Source organism: Streptomyces sp. CA-249302, assembly GCF_050936785.1.
Taxonomy (GTDB): Bacteria; Actinomycetota; Actinomycetes; order Streptomycetales; family Streptomycetaceae; genus Streptomyces.
The window spans coordinates 5,820,138-5,843,060 of the sequence record NZ_JBNJMG010000001.1 but is presented as its reverse complement, the minus strand read 5'-3'; the positions used below and the strand labels follow the sequence as shown (position 1 = coordinate 5,843,060).

At 70.1% G+C, this 22,923-nt stretch carries 18 protein-coding genes; 9 read left to right on the top strand and 9 right to left on the bottom strand.

Translation table 11 applies throughout. The features are described from left to right. The first annotated feature begins 405 nt into the window (after positions 1–405). Positions 406–2,244 carry a GmrSD restriction endonuclease domain-containing protein gene (locus ACQEWB_RS26315; RefSeq protein ID WP_432835052.1) on the top strand — a complete coding sequence of 613 codons (1,839 nt, stop codon included), beginning with the start codon at positions 406–408 and terminating at the stop codon, positions 2,242–2,244. A 145-nt stretch (positions 2,245–2,389) separates the two neighbouring features. Here the strand turns inward: ACQEWB_RS26315 and ACQEWB_RS26310 are convergent, their stop codons facing one another. Both ACQEWB_RS26310 and ACQEWB_RS26305 read right to left on the bottom strand, forming a co-directional pair. Then, positions 2,390–3,166, bottom strand: a complete 777-nt coding sequence (locus tag ACQEWB_RS26310; protein ID WP_432835050.1) for a TIGR03943 family putative permease subunit — start codon at positions 3,164–3,166, stop codon at positions 2,390–2,392. After that, on the bottom strand, positions 3,163–4,161 hold the full coding sequence (locus ACQEWB_RS26305) for a permease (protein ID WP_432844027.1): 999 nt from the start codon (positions 4,159–4,161) through the stop codon (positions 3,163–3,165). Before ACQEWB_RS26305 ends, ACQEWB_RS26310 begins: the two co-directional genes overlap by 4 nt. Positions 4,162–4,801: 640 nt before the next feature. Here ACQEWB_RS26305 and ACQEWB_RS26300 point away from each other — a divergent pair. Further along, entirely contained in the window at positions 4,802–6,721 is a 1,920-nt protein-coding gene (locus ACQEWB_RS26300; protein ID WP_432844025.1) for a potassium channel family protein, read from the top strand. A gap of 42 nt (positions 6,722–6,763) precedes the next feature. Here ACQEWB_RS26300 and ACQEWB_RS26295 read toward each other — a convergent pair whose 3' ends face one another. After that, positions 6,764–8,623, bottom strand: coding sequence for a S9 family peptidase (locus ACQEWB_RS26295; protein ID WP_432835048.1), 1,860 nt, complete (start codon positions 8,621–8,623; stop codon positions 6,764–6,766). 188 nt (positions 8,624–8,811) lie between these two features. Here ACQEWB_RS26295 and ACQEWB_RS26290 point away from each other — a divergent pair, with 188 nt between their 5' ends. Together ACQEWB_RS26290 and ACQEWB_RS26285 are read left to right on the top strand one after the other, a co-directional pair. Next, positions 8,812–9,624, top strand: a complete 813-nt coding sequence (locus ACQEWB_RS26290) for a class I SAM-dependent methyltransferase (protein WP_432844024.1) — start codon at positions 8,812–8,814, stop codon at positions 9,622–9,624. Positions 9,625–9,703: 79 nt separating this feature from the next. Continuing rightward, positions 9,704–10,486, top strand: coding sequence for an SURF1 family protein (locus ACQEWB_RS26285; RefSeq protein ID WP_432835046.1), 783 nt, complete (start codon positions 9,704–9,706; stop codon positions 10,484–10,486). A 33-nt stretch (positions 10,487–10,519) separates the two neighbouring features. On the opposite strand, the gene ACQEWB_RS26280 is transcribed toward ACQEWB_RS26285, so the two are convergent. The 4 genes from ACQEWB_RS26280 to ACQEWB_RS26265 form a co-directional block, all read right to left on the bottom strand. Beyond that, positions 10,520–11,560, bottom strand: a complete 1,041-nt coding sequence (locus ACQEWB_RS26280; protein ID WP_432835044.1) for a hypothetical protein — start codon at positions 11,558–11,560, stop codon at positions 10,520–10,522. A gap of 113 nt (positions 11,561–11,673) precedes the next feature. Continuing rightward, positions 11,674–12,249: a SigE family RNA polymerase sigma factor gene (locus tag ACQEWB_RS26275; RefSeq protein ID WP_432844023.1), complete on the bottom strand. Its 576-nt coding sequence runs from the start codon at positions 12,247–12,249 to the stop codon at positions 11,674–11,676. A 539-nt stretch (positions 12,250–12,788) separates the two neighbouring features. Further along, the gene (locus ACQEWB_RS26270; RefSeq protein WP_432835042.1) at positions 12,789–13,841 is read right to left on the bottom strand and encodes an aspartate-semialdehyde dehydrogenase; all 1,053 of its coding nucleotides are present in this window, start codon (positions 13,839–13,841) and stop codon (positions 12,789–12,791) included. After that, the gene (locus ACQEWB_RS26265) at positions 13,838–15,115 is read right to left on the bottom strand and encodes an aspartate kinase (protein WP_432835040.1); all 1,278 of its coding nucleotides are present in this window, start codon (positions 15,113–15,115) and stop codon (positions 13,838–13,840) included. The genes ACQEWB_RS26270 and ACQEWB_RS26265 overlap by 4 nt, the downstream gene beginning before the upstream one ends. A 292-nt stretch (positions 15,116–15,407) precedes the next feature. Here ACQEWB_RS26265 and ACQEWB_RS26260 point away from each other — a divergent pair, with 292 nt between their 5' ends. The 4 genes from ACQEWB_RS26260 to ACQEWB_RS26245 all read left to right on the top strand — a co-directional run bounded on the left by ACQEWB_RS26260 (position 15,408) and on the right by ACQEWB_RS26245 (position 19,429). Further along, complete coding sequence (locus ACQEWB_RS26260) at positions 15,408–16,136, top strand: tRNA-dependent cyclodipeptide synthase (protein ID WP_432835038.1); 729 nt, start codon at positions 15,408–15,410, stop codon at positions 16,134–16,136. Next, on the top strand, positions 16,126–17,313 hold the full coding sequence (locus ACQEWB_RS26255; RefSeq protein ID WP_432835036.1) for a cytochrome P450: 1,188 nt from the start codon (positions 16,126–16,128) through the stop codon (positions 17,311–17,313). The genes ACQEWB_RS26260 and ACQEWB_RS26255 overlap by 11 nt, the downstream gene beginning before the upstream one ends. A gap of 68 nt (positions 17,314–17,381) precedes the next feature. Next, positions 17,382–18,080 carry a response regulator transcription factor gene (locus ACQEWB_RS26250; RefSeq protein ID WP_432835034.1) on the top strand — a complete coding sequence of 233 codons (699 nt, stop codon included), beginning with the start codon at positions 17,382–17,384 and terminating at the stop codon, positions 18,078–18,080. Then, positions 18,077–19,429 carry a sensor histidine kinase gene (locus ACQEWB_RS26245; protein ID WP_432835032.1) on the top strand — a complete coding sequence of 451 codons (1,353 nt, stop codon included), beginning with the start codon at positions 18,077–18,079 and terminating at the stop codon, positions 19,427–19,429. Before ACQEWB_RS26250 ends, ACQEWB_RS26245 begins: the two co-directional genes overlap by 4 nt. On the opposite strand, the gene ACQEWB_RS26240 is transcribed toward ACQEWB_RS26245, so the two are convergent. Together ACQEWB_RS26240 and ACQEWB_RS26235 are read right to left on the bottom strand one after the other, a co-directional pair. After that, positions 19,395–19,904, bottom strand: coding sequence for an SgcJ/EcaC family oxidoreductase (locus ACQEWB_RS26240; protein WP_432835030.1), 510 nt, complete (start codon positions 19,902–19,904; stop codon positions 19,395–19,397). The two genes, ACQEWB_RS26245 and ACQEWB_RS26240, sit on opposite strands and share 35 nt — an antisense overlap. A 135-nt stretch (positions 19,905–20,039) precedes the next feature. Further along, positions 20,040–22,127 carry an NB-ARC domain-containing protein gene (locus ACQEWB_RS26235; RefSeq protein ID WP_432835028.1) on the bottom strand — a complete coding sequence of 696 codons (2,088 nt, stop codon included), beginning with the start codon at positions 22,125–22,127 and terminating at the stop codon, positions 20,040–20,042. Positions 22,128–22,174: 47 nt separating this feature from the next. Here ACQEWB_RS26235 and ACQEWB_RS26230 point away from each other — a divergent pair, with 47 nt between their 5' ends. After that, complete coding sequence (locus ACQEWB_RS26230; RefSeq protein WP_432835026.1) at positions 22,175–22,909, top strand: TSUP family transporter; 735 nt, start codon at positions 22,175–22,177, stop codon at positions 22,907–22,909. Positions 22,910–22,923 lie beyond the last annotated feature (14 nt).

Here is a 22,923-nt window from a genome sequence, read left to right as displayed (position 1 = left end):
TACCAGGTCAGGGGCCTGATCCGCTTAGCGGGTCGGGTCCCTGAGTGGTTTCGAGGGTGTTTGGGGGGCGCCGACTGCTTCCAGAGTCTGCCGGCGTCGTCCCGGGCTGGTTACGAGAGCGGCCGTGGCGTGGTCTGCTCTGCGTTCCAGATGCGATCGCGACCAGGGGACGATCTTGATGAGTCGGCGCCCATCGGGGCCCGGCTCTGGTCTGGAGGGGCCCACTGGCTCACATCCCGAGTGTGCCAGGAAGAGGGGTGCTTACTGGGGCTTCTGGCCCTGGTCGCGGCTGCAGTTCGTTCTGGAACCCAGGCAACCGCGGCCATGACGGCTAGTAATTTGGTTGTGACACGGAACAGTTGGCCTCGGGCGCCCCTCGATGGCCCGCCGCCCCAAGGAGCCCATGTGGCCGACGAAGCGTTCAGCATCGACAAGAGACCCCTGCGCGATCTGTTGCAACAGGTCGAGGTCGGCAAGGCCCAACTCCCCGAGTTCCAGCGCGGCTGGGTGTGGCCCTACCCGAACATCGCGAGCCTCCTGGCGTCGATCTCGCTGAGCTATCCCGTCGGCACCGTCATGTTGCTGAAGGCCGGCGGCGACGTCCGGTTCAAGTACCGGCCGATCGAGGGAGCCGCCCCGGTCGGTGATCCCGAGCCGGATTCGCTCGTGCTCGACGGCCAGCAGCGGCTGACCTCGCTGTTCCAGTCCCTGAAACTGAAGGGCCCCGTGGTCACTCAGGACTTGCGCAAGCAGCAGGTGTCGGGGTGGTTCTACGTCGACATGGTCCAGGCTCTCGACGAGAACGGCGACCGTGAGGACGCCATCCGTTTCCTGCCCGAATCACGGAAAGTGGTCAACTTCCGGGGCGAGGTAATCGAGGACTACTCAACTCCCGAGCGTGAGTACGAGGCACACCTCTTTCCACTCCACGCGGTCTTCGACGGCGGCGACTGGGGCGACGAATTCACTGACTACTGGGACGGCGACAAAGTCAAGCGCAAGCTGTGGCGCGAGTTCAGCAAGGAATTCGTTCGTCCCTTCGACCTGTATCACGTCCCGGTCATCGAGCTGGGGCAGACGACCCCACGCCAGGCCGTATGCCAGGTCTTCGAGAAGGTGAACACCGGCGGTGTCACCCTGACCGTCTTCGAGCTGCTGACCGCCACCTACGCAGCCGACGAGTTCGATCTGCGCAACCACTGGGAACAGGAGTGTCGGGCCGCCTGGAAGGCGCCCGAGTACCGCATCCTTCGCGAAGTCTCCAACACCGACTTTCTCCAGGCGGTCACTCTGTTGGCCACGGCCGAGCGGCGTAGGCGTGAGGCCGAAGGCGGGACGGAGGAGGAACGGCTGCCGCGCATCGGCTGTAAGCGCAAAGACATGCTCGCCCTCTCGCTGGAGGACTACGTACGCTTCGCCCCGTCCGTCATCACCGGGTTCAAGACGGCGGCGAAGTTCCTGCATCAGCAGTTCCTCTTCGACACGAAGTTCCTGCCGTATGGAACTCAGTTGATACCTCTGGCAGCGATCCTGGCCTTGGCCGGCGATACCGCGCAAAGTGCGGGAGCCCAGCACAAGCTCGCCCGCTGGTACTGGTGCGGAGTGTTCGGTGAGCTCTACGGCGGTTCGACCGAGACCCGCTTCAGCCAGGATCTGCCGGACGTCGTCGACTGGATCCACGGCGATACGGCCGAGCCCCGGACAGTCACTGCCGCACAGTTCTCCCCCGGGCGGCTGCTGACCCTCCGGACCCGTAACAGCGCAGCGTACAAGGGCATTTATGCGTTGCTGCTGAAGGCGGGTGCCGTGGACTGGCGCACCGGCGAGAAGGCCGAGGTCACCGGGTACTTCGACGAGTCCATCGACATCCACCACATCTTTCCCAAGACCTGGTGCGAAAAGGCTGGTTACGACCCCGCCATCTACAACTCGATCATCAACAAGACCCCGTTGACTGCCCGGACGAACCGAATCATCGGAGGCGTGGCCCCCTCCGAATACCTGGGACGGCTGGCAAAGGCCGCGGAGACCGCTCAGGAAGGCGTCGCCGAGCGCGTCCGTTCCCACCTCGCGCACCCGGATCTCATGTCCGCCGACGACTTCGATGGGTTCTTCGCCGCCCGCAAAGCGGCACTGCTCGGAAGCATCTCAGCCGCGATGGGAAAGGTGATCCTGGACGACGAATCAGCCCCAGGTGATCCGGGGATCAGCCTCGACGTCTCGGATGACACCGACGATCTGTGATCACTGAGCCTGTTCCATCCTCACTTTGGGCTGACCCAATGGAGGCCGAGGACAGCTTGGCTGGCGTCGGCCTCGATGACGTACCGGTAGACGTCGAAAGCTCCGATCGCCTCATTGCGCCCGGGGAGGAGTGAGGGGCCAGGTGTCAGTTGTTCCAGCTCTCGTCGTACGGGTCCTTGGGGACGGGGACTGGGGTTGCTGACGTCACCTGGAGGAACGGGATCGGGCCGTTGTTGACCGGGTCCTTGGTTTGTTTGGTGGTGTAAGTGCCTGTTACCTCCAGCCACTTGTCCGGCTGGAGAACCGGGGGGATCTTGCCGGTCAGGGCGATTTTTACCGGCTGGGCGTCTGCTGCGCAGCAGTTGAGGGCCATGCGGACCAGGTAGGGGGCGCCGGAGTGGTCCAGGGCCACGAAGCCGGTGATCTTTATGCGGCGGTCGGTGAGGTGGCGGCCGTGGTCGTAGACCGCTCGGGTCGCGTAGTCGACCACCGTGAGGCTGACGGGGTTGCCGGTTGGCAATGCGTTGTAGCCGTACGGCTGTTGGAGGGCCGTTCCCGTGCGCATCGCGCTGTACGAGCCCAGGGCCGGTGGGGCCACCAGGATGAGGGCGAGGAGGGGGAGGACCAGGAGCCAGGAGATGCGGGGTTCGCGGTGAACGTGGACGTGGTCGTCGCCGTCACCGTGGCCAAGCTCGTCGCCGTGGGCCCCGGCCACTGCCGCCGCCGCGGTCGCCGGCGTCTTTCGGTCCCGCCACTCGTACCAGACCGTCGCCAGTGCCGTCGCGATCAGGACCGCTCCCGACGCCAGCAGCAGGGGTTGGAGGCCCGCCTTGACGTAGCGGAGGTAGAGGTCGGTGACGCCGGCGTGGAGCAGGGCCGCGCCGGTCAGGAACAGGACCGCTGCCTGGGCCTGGCGGTTCACAGGAGGACCGTCCCGGTCACGACCGCGCCGAGGATCGCCAGGGCGAACGTGGCGGGGGCGAAGCGGAGGGCGAAGGTGCGGCCGAAGGTGCCCGCCTGCATCGCGAAGAGTTTCAGGTCGATCATGGGCCCCACCACCAGGAACGCCAGTTTGGCTGTGAGGGAGAACTGGGTCAGCGACGCCGCCACGAACGCGTCCGCCTCCGAGCAGATGGAGAGGAGTACGGCCAGGACCGCGAGGGCGAGGATCGCCACGAACGGGTTGTCCGCCGCCGTGCGCAGCCAGCTCGCCGGGGCCACCGCCTTCAGCGTCGCCGCGGCCATCGCGCCCACCACCAGGAAGCCGCCCGCGTGCATCACGTCATGCCGGACCGAGCCCCAGAAGGCCTCGCCCTTGGTGGCGCCCTCGTAGTGCGGGCGCTCCGGTGGACGCAGCCAGTCCGTGCGGCCCAAGCGGTGCCAGAGCCAGCCCATCGTGCAGGCCACGAGGAGGCTGGCCACGAAGCGGGCCAGGACCATCTCGGGGTTGCGGGGGAAGGCCACGGCGGTGGCGGTCAGGACGATCGGGTTGATCGCGGGCGCGGAGAGGAGGAAGGCCAGGGCCGCGGCCGGGGTGACGCCCCGGCGGACCAGGGCGCCGGCCACCGGGACCGACGCGCACTCGCAGCCCGGCAGTACGGCGCCCGCCATGCCCGCGACCGGGACGGCCAGGGCGGGGCGGCTGGGCAGCGCCCGGGCGAAGAACGACGGCGGGACGAACACGGCGATCGCCGCCGAGAGCAGCACACCGAGCACGAGGAACGGCAGCGCCTGCACCAGCACGGCGACGAACACCGTCATCCAGCTCTGCATCACCGGCGCGGACAGGGCACCGCGGATGGGGCCCTGGAGCAGCACCAGGAGGAGCAGGAGCATGGTCAGGACGAGGGGAGACCGCGACTCGCGACGGCCGACCTCCGCGTGCCCGCCGACCTCCGCGTGCCCATCGGCCTCCAGCCGCCCGCCGACCTCCACATGCCCGTCGACCTCCGCATGCCCGTCGACCTCCGCATGCCCATCGGCCTTCAGCCGCCCGTCGGACTTCGGCTGCCAGTCGACCTTCGGCTGCGACCCCGTCGGCTTCGACTCCGCCCGCTCCCGATCCGCCAGCCTCAGCCCCGCCGACTTCACCCCCACACGCTCGCGAGCCGCCGGCTTCGACCCCGTCGACTTCGGCGCCGGTTCGGCCCGCTCCGGCTCGGATTCGGACGTCGTGCCGGTCGCACGCCCCGCCCGCTTCCCGGACGACCTGTCCGGCACATGCCCGGTCAGGTGCTCGACCAGCTTGTCGGCGGTCTGCTCGGCGCTCCCCTCGAGCGCCTCCTCAGTCACCGTCCCGCCCCGTTCCGGCGCGCGGGTCGTCGGCTCATCGCTGTCCTCCCCCGTGGGGGCTGGTCTGGTGATGGCCACGGGCGTGGTACCTCCGGTGGTGCGGAAGGGCGCTGGTTTCCCTCCCCTTCGGTACGGCGGGGAAGGCGTGAACGTTCAGTGGGTCCGGCCGTTCGTTGGTGGAACCACGCGTCCCGGTGCGGCACTCTTTCCCCTCGTGGGGAGCGTGCCGAATCAGGGACTGCCGGACGGTGATCCGTCCGCGCACATGGTGGTGTGCGGCGACGACGGGCTGGCGCACCGGCTCGCCGCCGAACTGCGCGGGGTGTACGGCGAGCAGGTCACGCTCGTCGTGCCCCCGTCCGAGCGGAGTGTGCGGACGCCGGTGGTCGGACGGGCCCGGGCCACCACGGCCGCGCTGATCGACCGGGTGAGCGCGGCCGTGAACCGGGGCAACGGCAACGGTGAACCCGTCGGCGGCGAACGCCTGGTGGCGGCCGCCGAGCCGACCGAGGAGGTGCTCGGCTCGGCGGGCGTGGCGCGGGCCGCCGCGCTGGCGCTCGTCTATGACGACGACGAGACCAACATCCGCGCCGCCCTCACCGCCCGCCGACTCAACCCCCGGCTGCGGCTCGTGCTGCGCCTCTACAACCGGCGGCTCGGCCAGCACATCGAGGAACTCCTCGATCAGGCAGCCGCGTTGGCCGCGGGCGCCGGTGACGGATCCAACTTCGACGCTTCTACGACCGTGCTGTCCGACGCCGATACGGCCGCACCGGCGCTGGTCGCCACCGCGGTCGCCGGCACCAGCAAGGTCGTACAGACCGATGGGCTGTTGTTGCGGGCGGTGGAGCGGACGCCGCGGCCGGGGCAGGTGGCCGAGCCCGGGCTGGCCACGCTGGCCGTGCTGTCGGCGCCCGGCGTCGGACCCGTCGGTCCCGTCGGTCCCGTCGGCGCAGATGATCCCGAACTCGGCGTGGAGGAAGGGCCGTTGCTGCTGCCGGACGCGGCGGCGGTGGAGGGGGCGACGGGGCGCGGGACCGTGGTCCTCGAGCAGGTGTCCTACTCCGGGCCCGCGCTGCCCCCCGCGCGCGGGGCCGTACCGTTCGCCTCGTTGTTCTCGCGGCGGCTGCGGTGGTCGTTGGCGGGTATGGCGGCGTGTGTGATCGCGCTCGCGGTGGCCCTGTGGGTGGTCACCGGGATGCATCCGCTGAGTGCCTTCTACCTGACGCTGCTCGATCTCTTCGCCATCGACGATCCCGCGATCGGGGCGCCCGTGGGGCGGCAGGTTCTCCAACTCCTGTCCGGGCTCGTCGGGTTGCTGATGCTGCCCGTGCTGCTGGCCGCCGTGCTCGAAGCGCTGGGTACCTTTCGGTCGGCCTCGGCCCTGCGGAAACCCCCTCGGGGGCTGGGTGGGCATGTGGTCCTCCTCGGGCTGGGCAAGATCGGTACGCGGGTGCTGACCCGGCTGCGGGAACTGCACATTCCGGTGGTGTGCGTCGAGTCCGACCCGGAGGCTCGGGGACTGGCCACGGCTCGGCGGTTGCGGGTGCCTGTGGTGTTGGGGGATGTCACTCAGGAAGGTGTGCTGGAGGCGGCCAAGATTCATCGGGCGCATGCGCTGCTGGCCGTGACCAGCGCGGACACGACGAATCTCGAGGCCGCCCTGTACGCGCGGTCCGTGCGGCCGGATCTGCGGGTGGTGCTGCGGTTGTACGACGACGACTTCGCGACCGCCGTTTACCGGACGCTTCGGGCCGCGCATCCTCGGGCGTCCACGCGGAGTCGGAGTGTGTCCCATCTGGCCGCGCCGGCTTTTGCCGGGGCGATGATGGGGCGGCAGATTCTGGGGGCGATTCCGGTCGAGCGGCGGGTGTTGTTGTTCGCCGCGGTGGATGTGGGTGGGCATTCACAGCTGGAGGGGAAGACCGTGGCGGAGGCGTTTCGGGCGGGGGCGTGGCGGGTGTTGGCCTTGGATACGGGGGTGCAGGGGGCCGGGGGTGGTCAGGAGCCCGCGGTCGAGGAGGCGTACGAGGGCGGGCGGGGGTCGGGAGCGGGAGCCGGGCTCGTGTGGGATCTGCCGGATACGTATGTGCTGCGGGCGGAGGATCGGGTGGTGCTGGCGGCTACGCGGCGGGGGTTGGCGGAGTTGCTGGGACGGCGTCCGCGGGAGCGGGCGGGGGCGTGACGGGTACCCGGCCCGGACCCGCAGACGGCGAGGCGTTACAGGCTACGGAGCTGTCGTCCCCAAGTGCCTCTCCGCGAAGTCCAGTTCCAGGCGGACCTGCTTGATGCGTTCGTCGACGACCAATGAGCCGTGGCCCGCGTCGTAGCGGTACACCTCGTGGGTCGCCTCTCTGCTCTCCAGGCGTTTCACGTAGTTCTCGATCTGGCGGATCGGGCAGCGGGGGTCGTTGACGCCGGCCGAGATGTAGACCGGGGCCCTGACCTTGTCCACGTACGTCAGGGGGGACGAGGCCTCGAAGCGGTCGGGGACCTCCTCCGGGGTGCCGCCCAGGAGCGTGCGGTCCATGGCCTTCAGCGCTTCCATCTCGTCGTGGTACGCCGTGACGTAGTCGGCGACCGGTACCGCCGCGATGCCCAGGGTCCACGCGTCCGGCTGGACGCCGAGGCCGAGGAGGGTGAGGTAGCCGCCCCACGAACCGCCGCTGAGGATGAGGCGGTCGGGGTCCGACAAGCCCGAACTCACCGCCCAGTCGCGGACCGCGGCGATGTCCTCGAGCTCGATGAGTCCGACCCGGTGCTTCAGGGCGTCCGTCCACTCGCGGCCGTAACCCGTGGAGCCGCGGTAGTTGACGCGGACCACCGCGTAGCCGTGGTCCACCCAGGCCGCCGGGCCCGCCGCGAAGGAGTCGCTGTCGTGCCAGGTGGGGCCGCCGTGGATGTCGAACACGGTGGGGACGGGGCCCGTCACTCCCGCCGGCTTCTGGACCAGCGCGTGGATGCGGCCGCCGGGCCCCTCCACCCAGACGTCCTGCACCGGGACCGAGCCCGGGGACTTCATGCCCGGCGGGTCCAGGACGACCTTGCCCTCCCCCGCTGCCTCACGGGCCTGGGAGGTGCCCCCGGTCGAGCGGACCGTCGACGGCTCCGCGGCCGAGGACCAGAGGTACTCCACGCTGCCGTCGGGGCGGGCCGTCGCGCCGGAGACCGTGCCGGGCGGGGTCGGGATCTTCGCCAGGGCGGCGCTCTCCAGGTCGTACCGGAAGAGCTCGCTGCGGGCCTCGAAGCTGTGCGCGATGAGCAGGCCCGTGGCGTCCGGGTACCACTCGGCGCCTACGTCGCCGGGCAGGTCCAGGGCGAGGTCGGTCTCCTCCCCCGTCGCCACGTCCCACACCAGCGGCTCCCAACGGCCCCGGCGCTGATGGCCGATGAGCAGGCGGGTGTCGCCGTCGACCGGGGCGAAGCCCAGGACTTCCAGGCCCAGCTCCTCCGTGCCGCCCTTGGTGTCGTCGAGTTCGGCGACCGCCGTGCCGTCGGGGCGCAGGACCCGCAGCGCGGAGTGCATCGCGTCCCCGTGCTCGGTGTGCTCGACGGCGATCAGCGTGCCGTCGTGGGAGAGGTCGCCGACGCCCGCCGACTCGCGGTGGCGGTAGATCTCCACGGGCTCGGAGTCGGTGCGCGCGAGGTGGATCGTCGTACCCTCCTCGTCCGTGGAGCGGCCGACGATCGCCGTGCGGCCGTCGCGGCCCAGGGCCAGGCCCGCCGGGTAGGAGGCGTCCAGGCCGGGCGCGGCGAGGTCGTCCGGGCCGCCCTCGAAGGGCTGTCGGCGCCAGACGCCGAACTCGTCGCCGTCCTTGTCGTCGAACCACCAGATCCACGCGCCGTCCGGGGAGAGCACGCCGTCCGTCGTGCCATTCGGCCGGTCCGTCACCTGGCGCTGCTCGCCGGACGCCCGGTCCCAGGCGTACAGCTCGTACGTCCCCGTCGCGTTCGACACGAACAGGGAGTGGTCCGGTGCGTCCTCCGCCCAGTCGGGCAGCGACACCCGGGGCGCCCGGAAGCGCCTCTCCCAGTCCGGCATCTCCTCGTTCCGCTTGGGCGAAGCGGACCCGTTGCTCTCAGTCATGGCCCCATAGTGCCTGTCCGCACAGACAATTCGCTGGCGAGGTCCTCAGGCTGTGGATAACTTCTACCGGTCACTTACCAAGCGCCCCTCTGAGCAGGCGGAAAAGGTTAGGCAGGCAGACCGTGTCCTCCCCCGTCCCCTCCCCGGCATCCGCCACCCCCGCCGACTGGCGCGAGGCCAACCGCGCCCTGTGGGACGAGCGGGCGCCGCTGCACGCGGCCGGCGGTTTCTACGATCTCGACGGCTTCCGCGCGGGCGCCGAGGCCCTGCGCCACTTCGAACTGGCCGAGGTCGGCGACGTGACCGGCCGGTCCCTCCTCCATCTGCAGTGCCACATCGGCACCGACACCCTGTCCTGGGCCCGGCACGGCGCCGCCCGCGTCGTCGGCCTCGACTTCTCCGAACCCGCCCTCGACGTCGCCCGCGGTCTCGCCGCCGATCTCGGGTTCGGGCCGGAGCGGGCGGCCTTCGTGGCGTCCGACGTGTACGACGCGGCCGCCGCGGTGCCGGAACCCTCGTACGACATCGTCTACACCGGCACCGGCGCCCTGTGCTGGCTGCCCGACCTCGGGCGCTGGGCCGAGACGGCCGCGTCGCTCGTCGCGCCGGGCGGGTTCCTCTATCTCTCCGAGTTCCATCCGCTGACCGACGTGCTGGACGACGAGACCGGCTCGCGGGTGGTGCGGGACTACTTCGACCGCGGGGCCCAGGAGTACGACGAGCCGGGCACGTACGGGTCCGAGGAGACCGGCACGGTCAACAACCGCAGCGTGGAGTGGCAGCATCCGGTCGGCGAGGTGGTCTCGGCGCTGGCCGCGGCCGGGCTGCGGATCGAGTTCCTGCACGAGCACGACGTCTCGCTCTTCCGGCGCTTCGAGAGCTTCGAGCGGCGGGACGGGTACTACCGCTTCCCGGCGGACCGGCCGCGGATCCCGCTCATGTACTCGCTGCGGGCCCGCCGGGACCGACCCGCCCAGCGAGGGCGTTCACACAGCTACTGAGCCGGCGTACCGCACCGAGCGGTGCCGACGGTCCGACCCCCCGGCCCGCCCTCGCGGAGCGCCCCGTACCTTTGATGGCGTGTACCGGTTTCTGCTGACGTCCCGCTGGTGGGGGATCAACGTCTTCGTGCTGCTCGCCATCCCCTTCTGCGTCTTCATGGGGTCATGGCAGCTGAGCCGGTTCGAGGACCGGGTGCAGGACCACCGTGACGCGACCGAGCAGATCTCGCAGGACCGGCACGAGGCGGCCCGTCCGCTGCGGCAGATGCTGCCCGTGGACAAGACGACCTCGGGCCGGCAGGTCACCGCGACCGGGCGGTACGGCAAGCAGCTGCTCGTCCCCGACCGTCAACTCGACGGCCGGAACGGGTACTACGTGCTGACGCTGCTGCGCACCGACGGCGGCAAGGCGCTGCCGGTCGTGCGCGGCTGGCTGCCGGGTTCCGCGAGCGCCGCGAAGGCGCCCGCCGCGCCGACCGGTGAGGTCACCGTCACCGGTGCGCTGCAGGCGTCCGAGACGCCGGGGGACAACGGGGTGAGCGCACAGGGCGGGTTGCCGGACGGGCAGACCGCGGCGATCAGTTCGGCGTCGCTGGTGAACCTCGTGCCGTACGACGTGTACGACGCGTGGGTCACGCTGGACAAGGGCGACACCGGGATGACGGCCGTGCCGGCGACGGTACCCGCGGGCTCCGGGCTGGACCTGAAGGCCTTCCAGAACCTTGGCTACACCGGGGAGTGGTTCGTCTTCGCCGGCTTCGTGGTGTTCATGTGGTTCCGGCTGCTGCGCCGCGAGGTGGAGTTCGCGCGGGACGCGGAGATGGGCCTCGTGACGGAGGAAGAGGAGAAGGTCGCCGTCTGACGCCGGTCCGCGTACCTCCCGTCCTCGGCTCCGTCACGTCCCGGCCAGCACCCCGGTGTAAATGACAGTCCCCGCGCACGCGTCGGACACCGTCGCCGAGACCGTCGGTGAGCCCGCCTCCGTGGTGTGCGACACGGTGACGCTGCCGTCCTGGGTTCCGTCCTCCGTGACCAGCTGCGTGGTGACGCCGCTGTCCGTGCCGGAGGAGGTGGAGCCGGAGGAGCTGGTGTCCTCGGTCGGGGTCGGGCTCGCGGTGGAGCCGCCGTCCGTCGTGCCGCCCGAGCTGGTGCCGGTGCTGGGGCAGGACTCCGAGGGGACCCAGGCGAACTTGACCTCGTAGGCCGAACCCGGCGCCAGCAGGAGCGAGGTGACCTCGGTGGACGGGTCGGGCAGGCCGGACGCCGCGTCCCCGGACACATGGCGGGCCAGGATGATCTTCGTGGCGTCCGCGGCGCCCGCCGCCTGCGTGCTCACCGAGCCGGGGCCGCCGACCGTGCAGGAGGAGGTGGAGGTGTTGACGACGCGGAAGGTGCCGTAGACGGTGTTGGCGGAGTCGGGGGCGTCCACGGTGCCGGTGGGCGAGCCGAGCTGGTCGGCCGTGCAGACCGGGGCCGAGGCGCTGGTGGTCGACGGGTCGGTGCCCGCACTGCCGCCCGTGGCCGTACCGGTGTTCTTGCCCGTGCCGTCGCCCTTGGTGTCGCCCTTGCCCTTGCCCGGCGAGGTACCGGCGCTGCCGCCGGCGGTGCTCTCACTGCCGTCGGCGTTTTTTCCCTGGCTCGACCCGCCCTGGGCCTGGGAGGCCTGGCCGACGGCCGAGGGGTTGACGTCGGAGCCGGTGGAGTTGGACACGTGCACGAGGGCGGGGACGGCGGTGCCGATGAACAGGGCGGCGGCCGCCATGCCGACGACGGCCTGCCGCTTGCGCGCCCGCCGGGCGGGGACGGCCTTGCGCAGGTGGTCGAGGGTGCCGTCGCGCGGCTCGACCGTCTGCACCGCCTGGTGCAGCATCCTGCGCAGCGCCAGCTCGTCCGAGTCGAACCCGTCGGGGTTCCGGTCGTCCTGGCCGTGGTTCACAGTTCCGTTCCCAGCGTGCGATTGCGTGTGCTCTTGTTCGTGCGGTCTCGTCGGCTCGTGCCATGCGTAGGGCTCATGGCGGTCATGGGAGTCACGCCCCTCGCCGTCCTTGTTCATGCCGGCGCCTCCATCGCGATGCGGAGCGCCGCGATGCCGCGGGAGCCGTACGCCTTCACCGAGCCCAGCGATATGCCGAGCGTCTCGGCGACCTGGGCCTCCGTCATGTCCGCGAAGTAGCGCAGCACCAGGACCTCGCGCTGGCGGCGCTGGAGGCCCTTCATCGCCTTGATCAGGGAGTCGCGCTCCAGCTGGTCGTACGCACCCTCCTCGGCGCTCGCCATGTCCGGCATCGGCTTGGACAGGAGCTTGAGGCCCAGGATGCGGCGGCGCAAGGCGGAGCGGGAAAGATTGACGACCGTCTGACGCAGGTAGGCGAGCGTCTTCTCGGGGTCGCGGACGCGTTTGCGCGCGGAGTGCACGCGGATGAAGGCCTCCTGGACGACGTCCTCGCAGGAGGCGGTGTCGTCGAGCAGGAGGGCGGCGAGACCCAGCAGCGAGCGGTAGTGCGCGCGGTAGGTCTCGGTGAGGTGGTCGACGGTCGTCCCGGCCGCCGCTATGTCATCGGCGCCGTCGCGCTGATTCGGTATGCGGGTAGGCCGCGCTGCGGGCATGGGCGCGATCACCGGCATGCCGCCGCCGGGCACACCGGGCATGCGGGGTCGGAGCGACGGGCGGGGCGGCCGTAGAGCCGTACCGCGGGTCGCTGCTTGGAAGTCGAGAACCTCTGCCACGCCAGTTGGACACGCTCCCCCCGTCAGGGTTGTACGTGCCGGGCGTCACTTTTGCGTCATGTGCCGCAGCCGGCCGTCTGGTGTCAGGCAGCACAACCGACCGTGCGTCAAGCGCCCTCATGCCTACCCGCTCTTCCCCTATGTCCTGAATGACCGAGGCGTCCCCACGCCTCACCAAGCATCCCCGCACCCCCGAAGGGCGTTCGCAAAGACGCTCCCCGCCCTTCGCGCGGTTGCGAAGGGCGGGGAGGGAAATCTTCGGACGCCGAGGCGGCACGGGGCAAGTGGTCCGGACTATTGGCCCGACCACACGTCGCCCACAGATCCTACAAACCGTTGAGCCCACAGCCAGGGCTTTTCCGGGGGTAACCCCTTACTCGTGCATGTGTTACAGGCAACACGGCACGTCATGGGAGCGCGACCACGGTCACCTGGTGTCACGCGAACTCGGTGGCCACCAGCTCCGCGATCTGCGCGGTGTTGAGGGCCGCGCCCTTGCGCAGGTTGTCCCCGCAAACAAAGAGTTCCAGGGCCGTCGGATCGTCCAGCGCCCGCCGCACCCGGCCCACCCAGGTCGGGTCGGTGCCCACCACGTCGGCGGGTGTCGGGAACTCGCCGGCGGCCGGGTCGTCGAAGAGGACGACCCCGGGCGCGGTGGCGAGAATCTCACGGGCCCCGTCGACGGTGACCTCGCCCTGGAAGCGGGCGTGCACGGTGAGGGAGTGCGTGGTGACGACCGGGACCCGTACACAGGTCACGGCGACCGGAAGGTTCGGCAGCCCGAGGATCTTGCGGGTCTCGTCCCGCACCTTCATCTCCTCCGAGGACCAGCCGTCCGCGCGCAACGACCCGGCCCACGGTACGACGTTCAGCGCGACCGGCTCCGGGAACGGCCCGGTGTTGTCGCCGACGGCCCGCCGCACGTCACCGGGGTGGGTCCCCAGCTCCGTGCCGGCGACCAGCGCCAGCTGCTGCCGCAGCGTCTCGACGCCGGCCCGCCCCGCCCCGCTGACCGCCTGGTACGAGGAGACCACCAGCTCACGCAGCCCGAACTCGGCGTGCAGCGCGCCCAGGGCCACGATCATGGAGAGCGTCGTGCAGTTCGGGTTGGCGATGATCCCGCGGGGCCGTAGGCGCGCCTTGTGCGGGTTGACCTCGGGCACCACGAGCGGCACCTCGGGGTCCATCCGGAAGGCGCCCGAATTGTCCACCACCACCGCGCCCTTGGCGGCGGCGATCGGCGCCCACTGCGCGGACACCTCGTCGGGTACGTCGAACATGGCGACGTCGACCCCGTCGAAGGCCGCCTCGGTGAGCGCCACCACCTCGACCTCCGCACCGCGCACGGCCAGCTTGCGGCCGACCGAGCGCGGCGAGGCGATCAGACGGATCTCGCCCCAGATGTCCGCGTGCTGCGACAGGATCTGGAGCATGACCGTGCCGACGGCTCCGGTCGCACCCACGACCGCGAGCGTCGGTCGTACGGTCATCGCCCGGTGCCGCCGTACACGACCGCCTCGGCGGTGTCGGAGTCGAGGCCGAAGGCGGTGTGGACGGCCTGGACGGCCTCCGGGACGTCGTCGGCGCGGGTGACGACCGAGATGCGGATCTCGGAGGTCGAGATCAGCTCGATGTTCACGCCCGCGTCGGAGAGCGCCTCGAAGAAGGAGGCGGTGACGCCCGGGTTGGTCTTCATGCCGGCGCCGACCAGGGAGATCTTGCCGATCTGGTCGTCGTAGCGCAGCGAGTCGAAGCCGATGATCGTCTTCGCCTTCTCCAGGGCGTCGATGGCCTTGCGGCCCTCGGTCTTGGGGAGGGTGAAGGAGATGTCCGTCAGCCCGGTGGACGCGGCGGACACGTTCTGCACGACCATGTCGATGTTGATCTCGGCGTCGGCGATGGCGCGGAAGATCGAGGCGGCCTCGCCCGGCTTGTCCGGCACGCCGACGACCGTGACCTTGGCCTCGGAGGTGTCGTGCGCGACACCGGAGATGATGGCCTGCTCCACCTTCTTGTCCCCTTGCTCGATCGGTTCGCTGCTGACCCAGGTGCCCTGCAGTCCGCTGAAGCTGGACCGGACGTGGATCGGGATGTTGTAACGGCGGGCGTACTCCACACAGCGGTGGAGCAGCACCTTGGAACCGGAGGCGGCGAGTTCCAGCATGTCCTCGAAGGAGATCCAGTCGATCTTCTTCGCCTTCTTCACCACGCGCGGGTCGGCGGTGAACACGCCGTCGACGTCGGTGTAGATCTCGCACACCTCGGCGTCGAGGGCGGCCGCGAGCGCGACGGCCGTGGTGTCGGAGCCACCACGCCCGAGCGTGGTGATGTCCTTCTTGTCCTGGCTGACGCCCTGGAAGCCGGCGACGATGGCGATGTTGCCCTTGTCGAGCGACTCGCGAATCCGGCCGGGCGTGACGTCGATGATCCGGGCTTTGTTGTGGACCGAGTCGGTGATGACGCCTGCCTGGCTGCCGGTGAACGACTGGGCCTCGTGGCCCAGGTTTTTGATCGCCATGGCCAGCAGTGCCATGGAGATACGCTCTCCGGCGGTCAGCAGCATGTCGAACTCACGCCCGGCAGGCATCGGGGATACCTGCTCGGCGAGATCGATCAGCTCGTCCGTCGTGTCGCCCATCGCGGAAACCACGACAACCACTTGGTTGCCGTTCTTCTTGGCTTCGACGATCCGCTTGGCGACGCGCTTGATGCCCTCGGCATCGGCTACGGAGGAGCCTCCGTACTTCTGCACGACAAGGCCCACGTGCGCTCCTCGCTCGGTCTGTTGTGTCGGCTCAGTTTAACGAGCGTCCGAAAACGACCTTGGGGGTATCGGATCGTGAGATACGGACACTCGGGGTGGTCTCTGCCCGGTGAGGGGCGGGGGATGCCGGTTAGTGGTACAGGTCACTCGGGGGGCTGAAGGCTCTCACGTAGTGGCCGCCCGGCTTCCGCCATTGACGCTCTCCGTAATCGCCAGCTAACTTCGCGTCGTCGTCGCCACACCAGGAGCACTCGGCTCCATCGGGACTAGCGACGCGAAGGATTCTCCTTCCTTGACGACTGCGACCGTTTCCGAGATCCAGCACGTCACTCCCGCCGACCGATTCCGGGTCCGGCCCTTCACCCCGCACTGCGAGGTCATCCGCACCGCCGCCGACCACGCGGTGATCGGCGTCTCCCCGGGCAACAGCTACTTCTCCGCCCGCCGGGTCCTCGACCTGGCCCGCTGGGGGCTCGCGCTCTTCGAACGCGTGGACTTCGTCTACACCGACCTGCACGTGGCCGAGATGTACGAGGCCTCCGGCTATACCGCCGACGACGCGCGCCGCAAGGCGGTGAAGAACCTGCGCGGCGTACGGGCCAAGGTGCTCGGCGCCGTCCAGGCCGCCGACCCCGGCGGCCGACGGCTGCGGGCCCACGCCATGTCCGACTTCCGTGACAACGGCTCGTACCGCGAGATCCACCAGGACCTGCGGGCCCGCCTCGCCACCGACGACGAGTTCCGCACGACCTGCGAACAGCTCGTCGACGGCTTCCTCGCCACCAAGGACCAGCAGGTGAGCGAGGAGCAGCGCCGGGTCTGCATGGAGTACGTCACCGCCGAGGCGCCCCTCTTCCTCGACACCCCGGCCATCCTGGACGTCCCCTCCTCCCTCAACTGCTACCACCAGCTCCTCCCGATGGCGGAGTTGCTCTACTCCCCCGGCGCCGGCCTGCGCGCCTCCCGCAACCAGGGCCACGCCATCGTCACGCCCGCACAGGAGGTCGACGATGAGCGCTGAGACCCCGCTCGACTTCCCGTTCTCCTGGCGCGGCGACCAACTCCCCGAGGAAGTCGAGGAGTTGCGGGCCACGACACCGGTGCGGCGCGTGCGCACCATCGCCGGTGACGAGGCCTGGCTGGTCTCGTCGTACGAACTCTGCAAGCAGGTCCTCGAGGATCCGCGGTTCAGCCTCAAGGACACCTCCGCGCCGGGTGTGCCCCGCCAGTACGCGCTGACGATCCCGCCCGAGGTCGTCAACAACATGGGGAACATCACCGGCGCCGGCCTGCGGAAGGCCGTACTCAAGGCGCTCAGTCCGAAGAGCCCGGGGCTCGTGGAGTGGCTTCGGGGGTACGCCGGTGAGCTCGTCGACGGGCTGGTGGGTGAGGGTGCGCCGGTGGATCTGCGGGCCGGGTTCGCCGATCCGTACGCGGCGGGGCTGCACTGCCGCATCCTCGGCATCCCGCGCGGCGACGCGCCCCGGCTCATGCGCAGCCTGGACCTCGCGTTCATGAACTCGGCCTGTCCGGTCACCGGCGCACGGCTCAACTGGGACCGCGACATCGCGTACATGGCCGAGCGGCTCGACGACCCGGCCACCACCGGGCTCATGGCCGAGCTCGCCGCCCTGCGGGCCGACCCCGACTACGCCCACCTCACCGACGAGATGCTCGCGACGGTCGGCGTGACGATGTTCGGGGCGGGGGTGATCTCGACGTCCGGCTTCCTGACCATGGCGCTGGTGTCGCTGATCCAGCACCCGGAGCTGCAGAAGGAGCTGGTCGCCGACCCCGGGAAGATCCCCGCGGCCGTCGACGAGTTGCTGCGCGTCAACCTCTCCATCGGGGACGGGCTGCCGCGGCTGGCGCTGGAGGACGTACGGCTGGGAGATGTCGAGGTGCGGGCGGGTGAGCTCGTGCTCGTCCTCGTCGAGGGGGCGAACTTCGATCCGGCCGTCTTCCCCGACCCGCACACCGTCGACCTCTCCCGCGCCAACAGCACGGCCCATCTCTCCTTCGGCGGCGGCCGCCACTACTGCCCCGCCACCGCGCTCGGCCGCAAGCACGCCGAGATCGGGCTTGCGGCGCTGCTGGAGCGGATGCCGGGGCTGCGGCTCGCGGTGCCGATCGAGCAGTTGGTGTGGCGGACGGGGTTCATGAAGCGGATCCCGGAGCGGCTGCCGGCCATGTGGTAGCCGCCGTTTCCACCGGCTGAGGGCTCGGTGACCGGCCGTCTTTAAAGTTCAAGCATTAGGGTTCGCCTGTGCGCGTACTGCTGGTGGAAGACGATGAGCCGGTCGCCGAGTCCCTGCGCCGTGGCCTGATCCGCTACGGCTTCGAGGTCGAGTGGGTCACCACGGGCGGCGCGGCGCTGCGCCACGAGGGCCCCTACGACGTCGTACTCCTCGACCTCGGCCTGCCCGACACCGACGGGCTCGACGTCTGCAAGGCGCTGCGCGAGCGCAGCGACGTGCCGATCATCGTGATCAGCGCGCGCAGCGACGAGACGGACCGGGTGGTGGGCCTGGAGCTGGGCGCGGACGACTACGTGTCCAAGCCGTTCGGGGTGCGCGAGGTCATCGCGCGGATACGAGCGGTCATGCGGCGCGTGCAGCCTCGTAACCCTGGATCGGAGAGCCCGTCCGACGGCGGTCCGGAGCGTTACGGCGCCCGGCTCACCGTCGACCGCAAGGCCGCCCGGGTCCGGCTGGACGGCGAGGAGGTGGCGCTCGCGCCGAAGGAGTACGACCTGCTGTCCTTCCTCACCGAGGAGCCGGGCGCGCTGATGTCGCGCGAGCAGATCATGGAAGCGGTCTGGGACGCGAACTGGTTCGGGCCGACCAAGACGCTGGACGTGCATGTGGCGGCACTGCGGCGGAAGCTCGCGGGGGCGATCACCATCGAGGCGGTGCGGGGGGTCGGGTTCCGGCTGGAGATCGTCCAAGCTGACGGACCGTCATGAACCGGCAGCTCATCAGGAGTTACATCCTGCTGGTCGCGGTGGCGATCTTCCTGTTCACGGTGCCGGTGGCGTTCACGCTGACGAAGCAGCTGCGGGACGACACCTCGGTGTCCGTGCGGCGTGAGGCCAACACCATGGCGCTGCTGCTCGGCAACGGCGACCGGACCTCGTGCGCCGCGCTGGAGAAGGTGGCCGAGGCGTACGGCGAGGAGACTCCCGGCGCCGTCCAGGTGACCCCCATCGGCGGCTGCGCGCCCGACCTGGCGGCGCCCCGGGCCGACGCGGCGCTGACCCGGGCCGTGGCGAAGAACGAGGAGACGACCGACTGGGGCTCCGACTTCATCTGGGGCAGCCATCTGACGGTCACCGTCCCCGCCGAGGGCGACGCGGCGGTACGGATCGTCTACTCGACCTCCGACATGACCACCCGCCTGTGGCAGATCTGGGGCTTCCGGGCCGGCCTCGCCGTCCTGGTGCTGGCGGCCGCCGCCGCGATCGGCGCCTACGCGGCCCGCCGTATCACCGCGCCCCTGCGTGAACTCAACTCCATGGCAAGCAAGTTCAGCGACGGGGACCTCACCGCCCGCTCCCCCGTGACCGGTCCGCCCGAGACGCAGACGCTCGCGCGCACCCTGAACCAGGGCGCGGAGCGGCTCGACACCCTGGTCGCCTCGCAGCGCATCTTCGTCGCCGACGCCTCCCATCAACTCCGTACGCCCCTCACGGCGTTGAGGCTGTCCCTGGACAACATCGCGGACGGGGTGGACGACGAGTTCGTGCGGGAGGACGTGGAGCAGGCGACCGCGGAGGTGGTCCGGATGAGCCGCCTGGTCAACGGCCTGCTGGTGCTGGCGCGGGCGGAGGCCAAGGTGACGGCGGCGGAACCGCTGTCGTTGACGGACATCGTGCGGGAGAGGCTGTCGGTGTGGAGACCGGCCGCCGACGAGCGTGGAGTCACCATCACGCTCAGGGGGAGTGCCGACGGCCGGCCGACCGTGCTGGCCAGCCCCGGTCATCTCGACCAGGTGCTGGACAACGTGCTTTCGAACGCCCTGGAGGTGTCACCCGACGGCGGCACGATCACCGTGGGGGTGGAGTCGAAGGCCGACGAGGTGGTGCTGTCGGTCCTCGACGAGGGTCCGGGCATGTCCGACGCGGAGAAGTCCCGCGCCTTCGACCGCTTCTGGCGCGGTCAGGGCCTGACGGGGCGCTCGGGTTCGGGCCTCGGCCTGTCCGTCGTCAAGCAACTGGTGACGGACGACGGCGGAACCGTGACCCTGCGAGACGCCCCCGACGGCGGCCTCTGCGTCTCGATCACCCTTCGGGCATCTTCGAGGAGTGGTGGTTGACGATCAGCCACTCGCCGCCCCGCTTCTCGTACTCGTACGTGTAGCGGGCCTCGACGGTGCTCTTCGCGCCGGTCTTCGGGTCGGTGAGCGTGAACTCGTAGACACCGGTGTCGATCGCGGAGTTCTTGTCGAGCACGTTGACTATGGTCTGGATCTTCTTGCCGACCGGCTTGTTCTGCAGGAAGTGCTCGAAGTAGTCGACGATGCCGGCGTGGTCGGTACGGACCTTGTTGGAGACGGTGGGAAGCAGCACCGCGTCCTTCGCGTACAGGTCCGCGACCTTCTCCGGGTCGCCGGTCTGCAGCGTTCTGTTCCAGTTGTCGAACAGCCCGGCGATCTGCGCCTTGCTGGGCTTGGCGTTGCCGTCCTTGGGCCCGGCGGTGGCGGCGACGGTGCCGACGGTACCGAGGGTGAGTACGGCGGTGGCGGTGACGACGGCTGCGCGCTTGCTGATGCCGATGGATCGACGGGTCATCGCAACTCCAGTGCGGTGGCGGGTCCTTGTGTCTCTGAACTGACTCCAGACTCGCTTTTCACTGGTTAGGGGCCGTGCAGGCGACGTACAGCGCGGATACAGGAAGCGACCAACTCACGTGGAGTGACCGCTGTATCACTTCTCGTTACGCAGGAGACAGGGCGAGGTGAGGAGGGGGGCGTAGATCCGCTCGAGTTGTCGGACGTACGGGTCGTCGCCGAGGAGTCGGCGGCTGTCGGCGATGAGGGAGACGGCCAGGTCACGTGCCCGGTCCGGGTCGTCGGTCTCGGTCCAGAGAAACGTGACGAGCGCCCCACGACTGTTCATCGTGACCCTGCTGGTCCCACCGTAGAGACGCACCCTGCGCGCGACGCTCTCCTCCATGAGGGCCGTGGCCCTGACGTTGTCGCCCGCCTCGCTGCAGACCCAGATCAGATCCCAGTGAACGGTGTCGTAGATCTTGCTCTCCGTACCCTCGACGGCCTCGATCCTGGAGAGCAACTCCTCGATGGCATCAACCGCCCTGACAGCCGAGAAGTCGTCGACGGCCTGCTCGGCCGAATACCGCAGCGCCCTGCTCCAGACTGACCAGGCCCCCAGGACTACGGGATGGTCCCGCCCCAAGGCCCGTTCAGCGCTCTCTGCGTTCCCCTTCGCCATCGACAGCCCGTCCGTGAGCCGCCCGGCGTCCAGCATTTCCTCGGCCAGTGCGGCCCGGGCTTCGAAGGTCCGCTCGTTGCCGCGCCCCAACTCGCTTATGTGGTCGGCCAGATTCCTTTCCATGAGTCGGATCGCCTGCTCCGGGTCACCCGCGACTCCGTAGGCATGAGCCAGATCCGACCGTAAGGTGAGTGTGATCTCGTGCCGTGGTCCAAAAGAGCGTGCCGCCGCGGCCGCCGCCCGTTCGTGCAGTTCCGTCCTGCGGGCGGGGTCGGCCGAAGACGTCTTGTGACCTCCCATGTTGAACAGCCAGGCTTCGTCCCTGCCGTCGGCCTCCGGGTCGGTGTGGCCGGCCAGTGCATCGAGTTGCGTGAGCCACACCTTCTCCGCGTCAATGCTGCGGAGCGTCCAACTGCTGTGCAGCAGCGGTACGACAGCCTCACGGCACCCACCCGGCGCCTCCGCCCGCGTCACCGCCTGTACCAGCCGATGCACCGAGATCGTGTCATCGTCATGCAGCCTGATCAGACTGTGCGCGGCCAGGCGTCGGACGGCATCCGTGACCTCGACAGGACCGCCCGTTTCCGCCAGGTACCCCCGCGGGATCCCCTCCGGCGCCCACCAGGCGACGACCCCCAGAATCCGCTCCGCGAGCGGCGTGTCCGTCAGCCGGTCCATCGACACCCGCCACACCCGCGCGACCGTCCGCGCCTGGTCGGTCCCCTCCGCCGACTGCGCGAAGACCTCCTGCGGATACGCGGCCAACAGCTCCCGGTACCGCCCCGCCGTGATCCCCGCCTCCGCGCAGTACGCCGCCGCCTGCTCCACGGCCAACGGCAGGAACCCCAGCTCCCGGCAGAGTTCCTCGATGTCCTCGCCCGGCCCGTCGATCCGCTCGAACAGCTCGATGGCCTCCGCAGGTTCCAGCACGTCCAGTGACAGCGACTCCGCGACCTTGTGCCACCCACTGGCCCGCCGCGTGGTGATCAGGAACCGCCCACCCGTGGCCCGCCCGAGCAGCGGCTTCACATCGGCCGGGTCTGAGACATTGTCCAGAACCAGCAACCACCCCTCATGCCCCGCCAGCCACTGAACGGCCCGCTCCCGCAAGGCCTCCCGGGACAGCACGTCCCGCAACGCCGGTGCCAGCGCCACCGCCAGCTCCGCGAGCCCCGCGTCGAGATCGGCGGACGTCTCCGCGGTGATCCACCAGACCGGGTTGTACGAGGCCACCCGCCCCGCCGCCCAGTGCGCCGCCAGCGTGGACTTCCCGATGCCGCCGAGGCCGTGCACGGCCTGCACGACGACTCCGCGCGCTTCGCTGAACGCGGCGTCGAGAAGGGCGAGTTCACGCCCACGACCGACGAACAGGGCTGTCCTGTCCGGCAGGTTGACCAGCCCTGCCGGTGCCGACTCGGGCAGCGCGAACGCCTCCGGCGGCAACACCGTCGAGTTCTCCGCGTACATCGCGACGGAGCCGTCGCCGCTGAGTGCCTGCCGTATCCCCCGCGCCGAGGCGATCGCCCGCTCACCGGACGCCTCGGTCTTCGACTCCCCCGTCATACGACCATGATGGCGCGCGAGACGGCGGAGGCGCAGGATGCGGAGTCATGACGACTCACGGCTGGCCCGGAGACGCACTGCTCGCGGCGATCGTCCTCCTCGGCTCCTCCGTCCAATGGCTCACCGGCATGGGCTTCGCCCTGGTCGCCGTACCCGCGCTGGTGCTGTTGCTGGGACCGGCCCAAGGGGTCGTCCTCGCCAACTGCGCGGCGGGAGCGATCAGTGTCGTCGGCTTGGCGGGTGGTTGGCGGCGGGTGCGGCTGGCCGCGATGGTGCCGCTGTGCGTGGCGGCGGCGTGCACGGTACCGGCAGGGGCGTGGCTGACCCGCCAACTCCCCGAGCCCACTCTCCTGTTGGTGATGGGCGGGCTCGTCACGGTGGCCGTCCTGCTCGTCATGCGCGGCGCCCGGGTGCCGGCCCTGCGGGGCACGAAGGGGGCGGTCGCCGCGGGTGCGGCGGGTGGGTTCATGAACTCCGCGGCCGGGGTGGGCGGGCCGCCGATCTCCCTCTACGCGCTCAACGCGGGTTGGACGGTACGGGAGTTCGTGCCGAACGCGCAGTTCTACGGGGTGGTCGTGAACGCCTTCTCGGTGGCGGCGAACGGGGTACCGCGGCTGGGCGGGGACCAGTGGGGGTCGGTCGTCGGCGCGATGGTGGTCGGGGCGGTCATCGGCCGGGGGCTCGCCGAGCGGATACCCGAGCGGCGAGCCCGCCTGCTGGTGCTGCTGCTGGCGCTGACGGGTGGGGTCACGGCCGTGGCGAAGGGGCTGTGGGGACTGTGACCGGCAGCGGTCGG

What these genes read in the sequence shown, in the direction of transcription:
- ACQEWB_RS26270 (WP_432835042.1), bottom strand. Translation starts at nt 13,841, where the DNA reads ATGACCGTACGACCGACGCTCGCGGTCGTGGGTGCGACCGGAGCCGTC.
- ACQEWB_RS26240 (WP_432835030.1), bottom strand. Translation starts at nt 19,904, where the DNA reads ATGACCCGTCGATCCATCGGCATCAGCAAGCGCGCAGCCGTCGTCACC.
- ACQEWB_RS26255 (WP_432835036.1), top strand. Translation starts at nt 16,126, where the DNA reads ATGAGCGCTGAGACCCCGCTCGACTTCCCGTTCTCCTGGCGCGGCGAC.
- ACQEWB_RS26295 (WP_432835048.1), bottom strand. Translation starts at nt 8,623, where the DNA reads ATGACTGAGAGCAACGGGTCCGCTTCGCCCAAGCGGAACGAGGAGATG.
- ACQEWB_RS26230 (WP_432835026.1), top strand. Translation starts at nt 22,175, where the DNA reads ATGACGACTCACGGCTGGCCCGGAGACGCACTGCTCGCGGCGATCGTC.
- ACQEWB_RS26300 (WP_432844025.1), top strand. Translation starts at nt 4,802, where the DNA reads ATGGTGGTGTGCGGCGACGACGGGCTGGCGCACCGGCTCGCCGCCGAA.
- ACQEWB_RS26245 (WP_432835032.1), top strand. Translation starts at nt 18,077, where the DNA reads ATGAACCGGCAGCTCATCAGGAGTTACATCCTGCTGGTCGCGGTGGCG.
- ACQEWB_RS26235 (WP_432835028.1), bottom strand. Translation starts at nt 22,127, where the DNA reads ATGACGGGGGAGTCGAAGACCGAGGCGTCCGGTGAGCGGGCGATCGCC.
- ACQEWB_RS26275 (WP_432844023.1), bottom strand. Translation starts at nt 12,249, where the DNA reads ATGCCGGTGATCGCGCCCATGCCCGCAGCGCGGCCTACCCGCATACCG.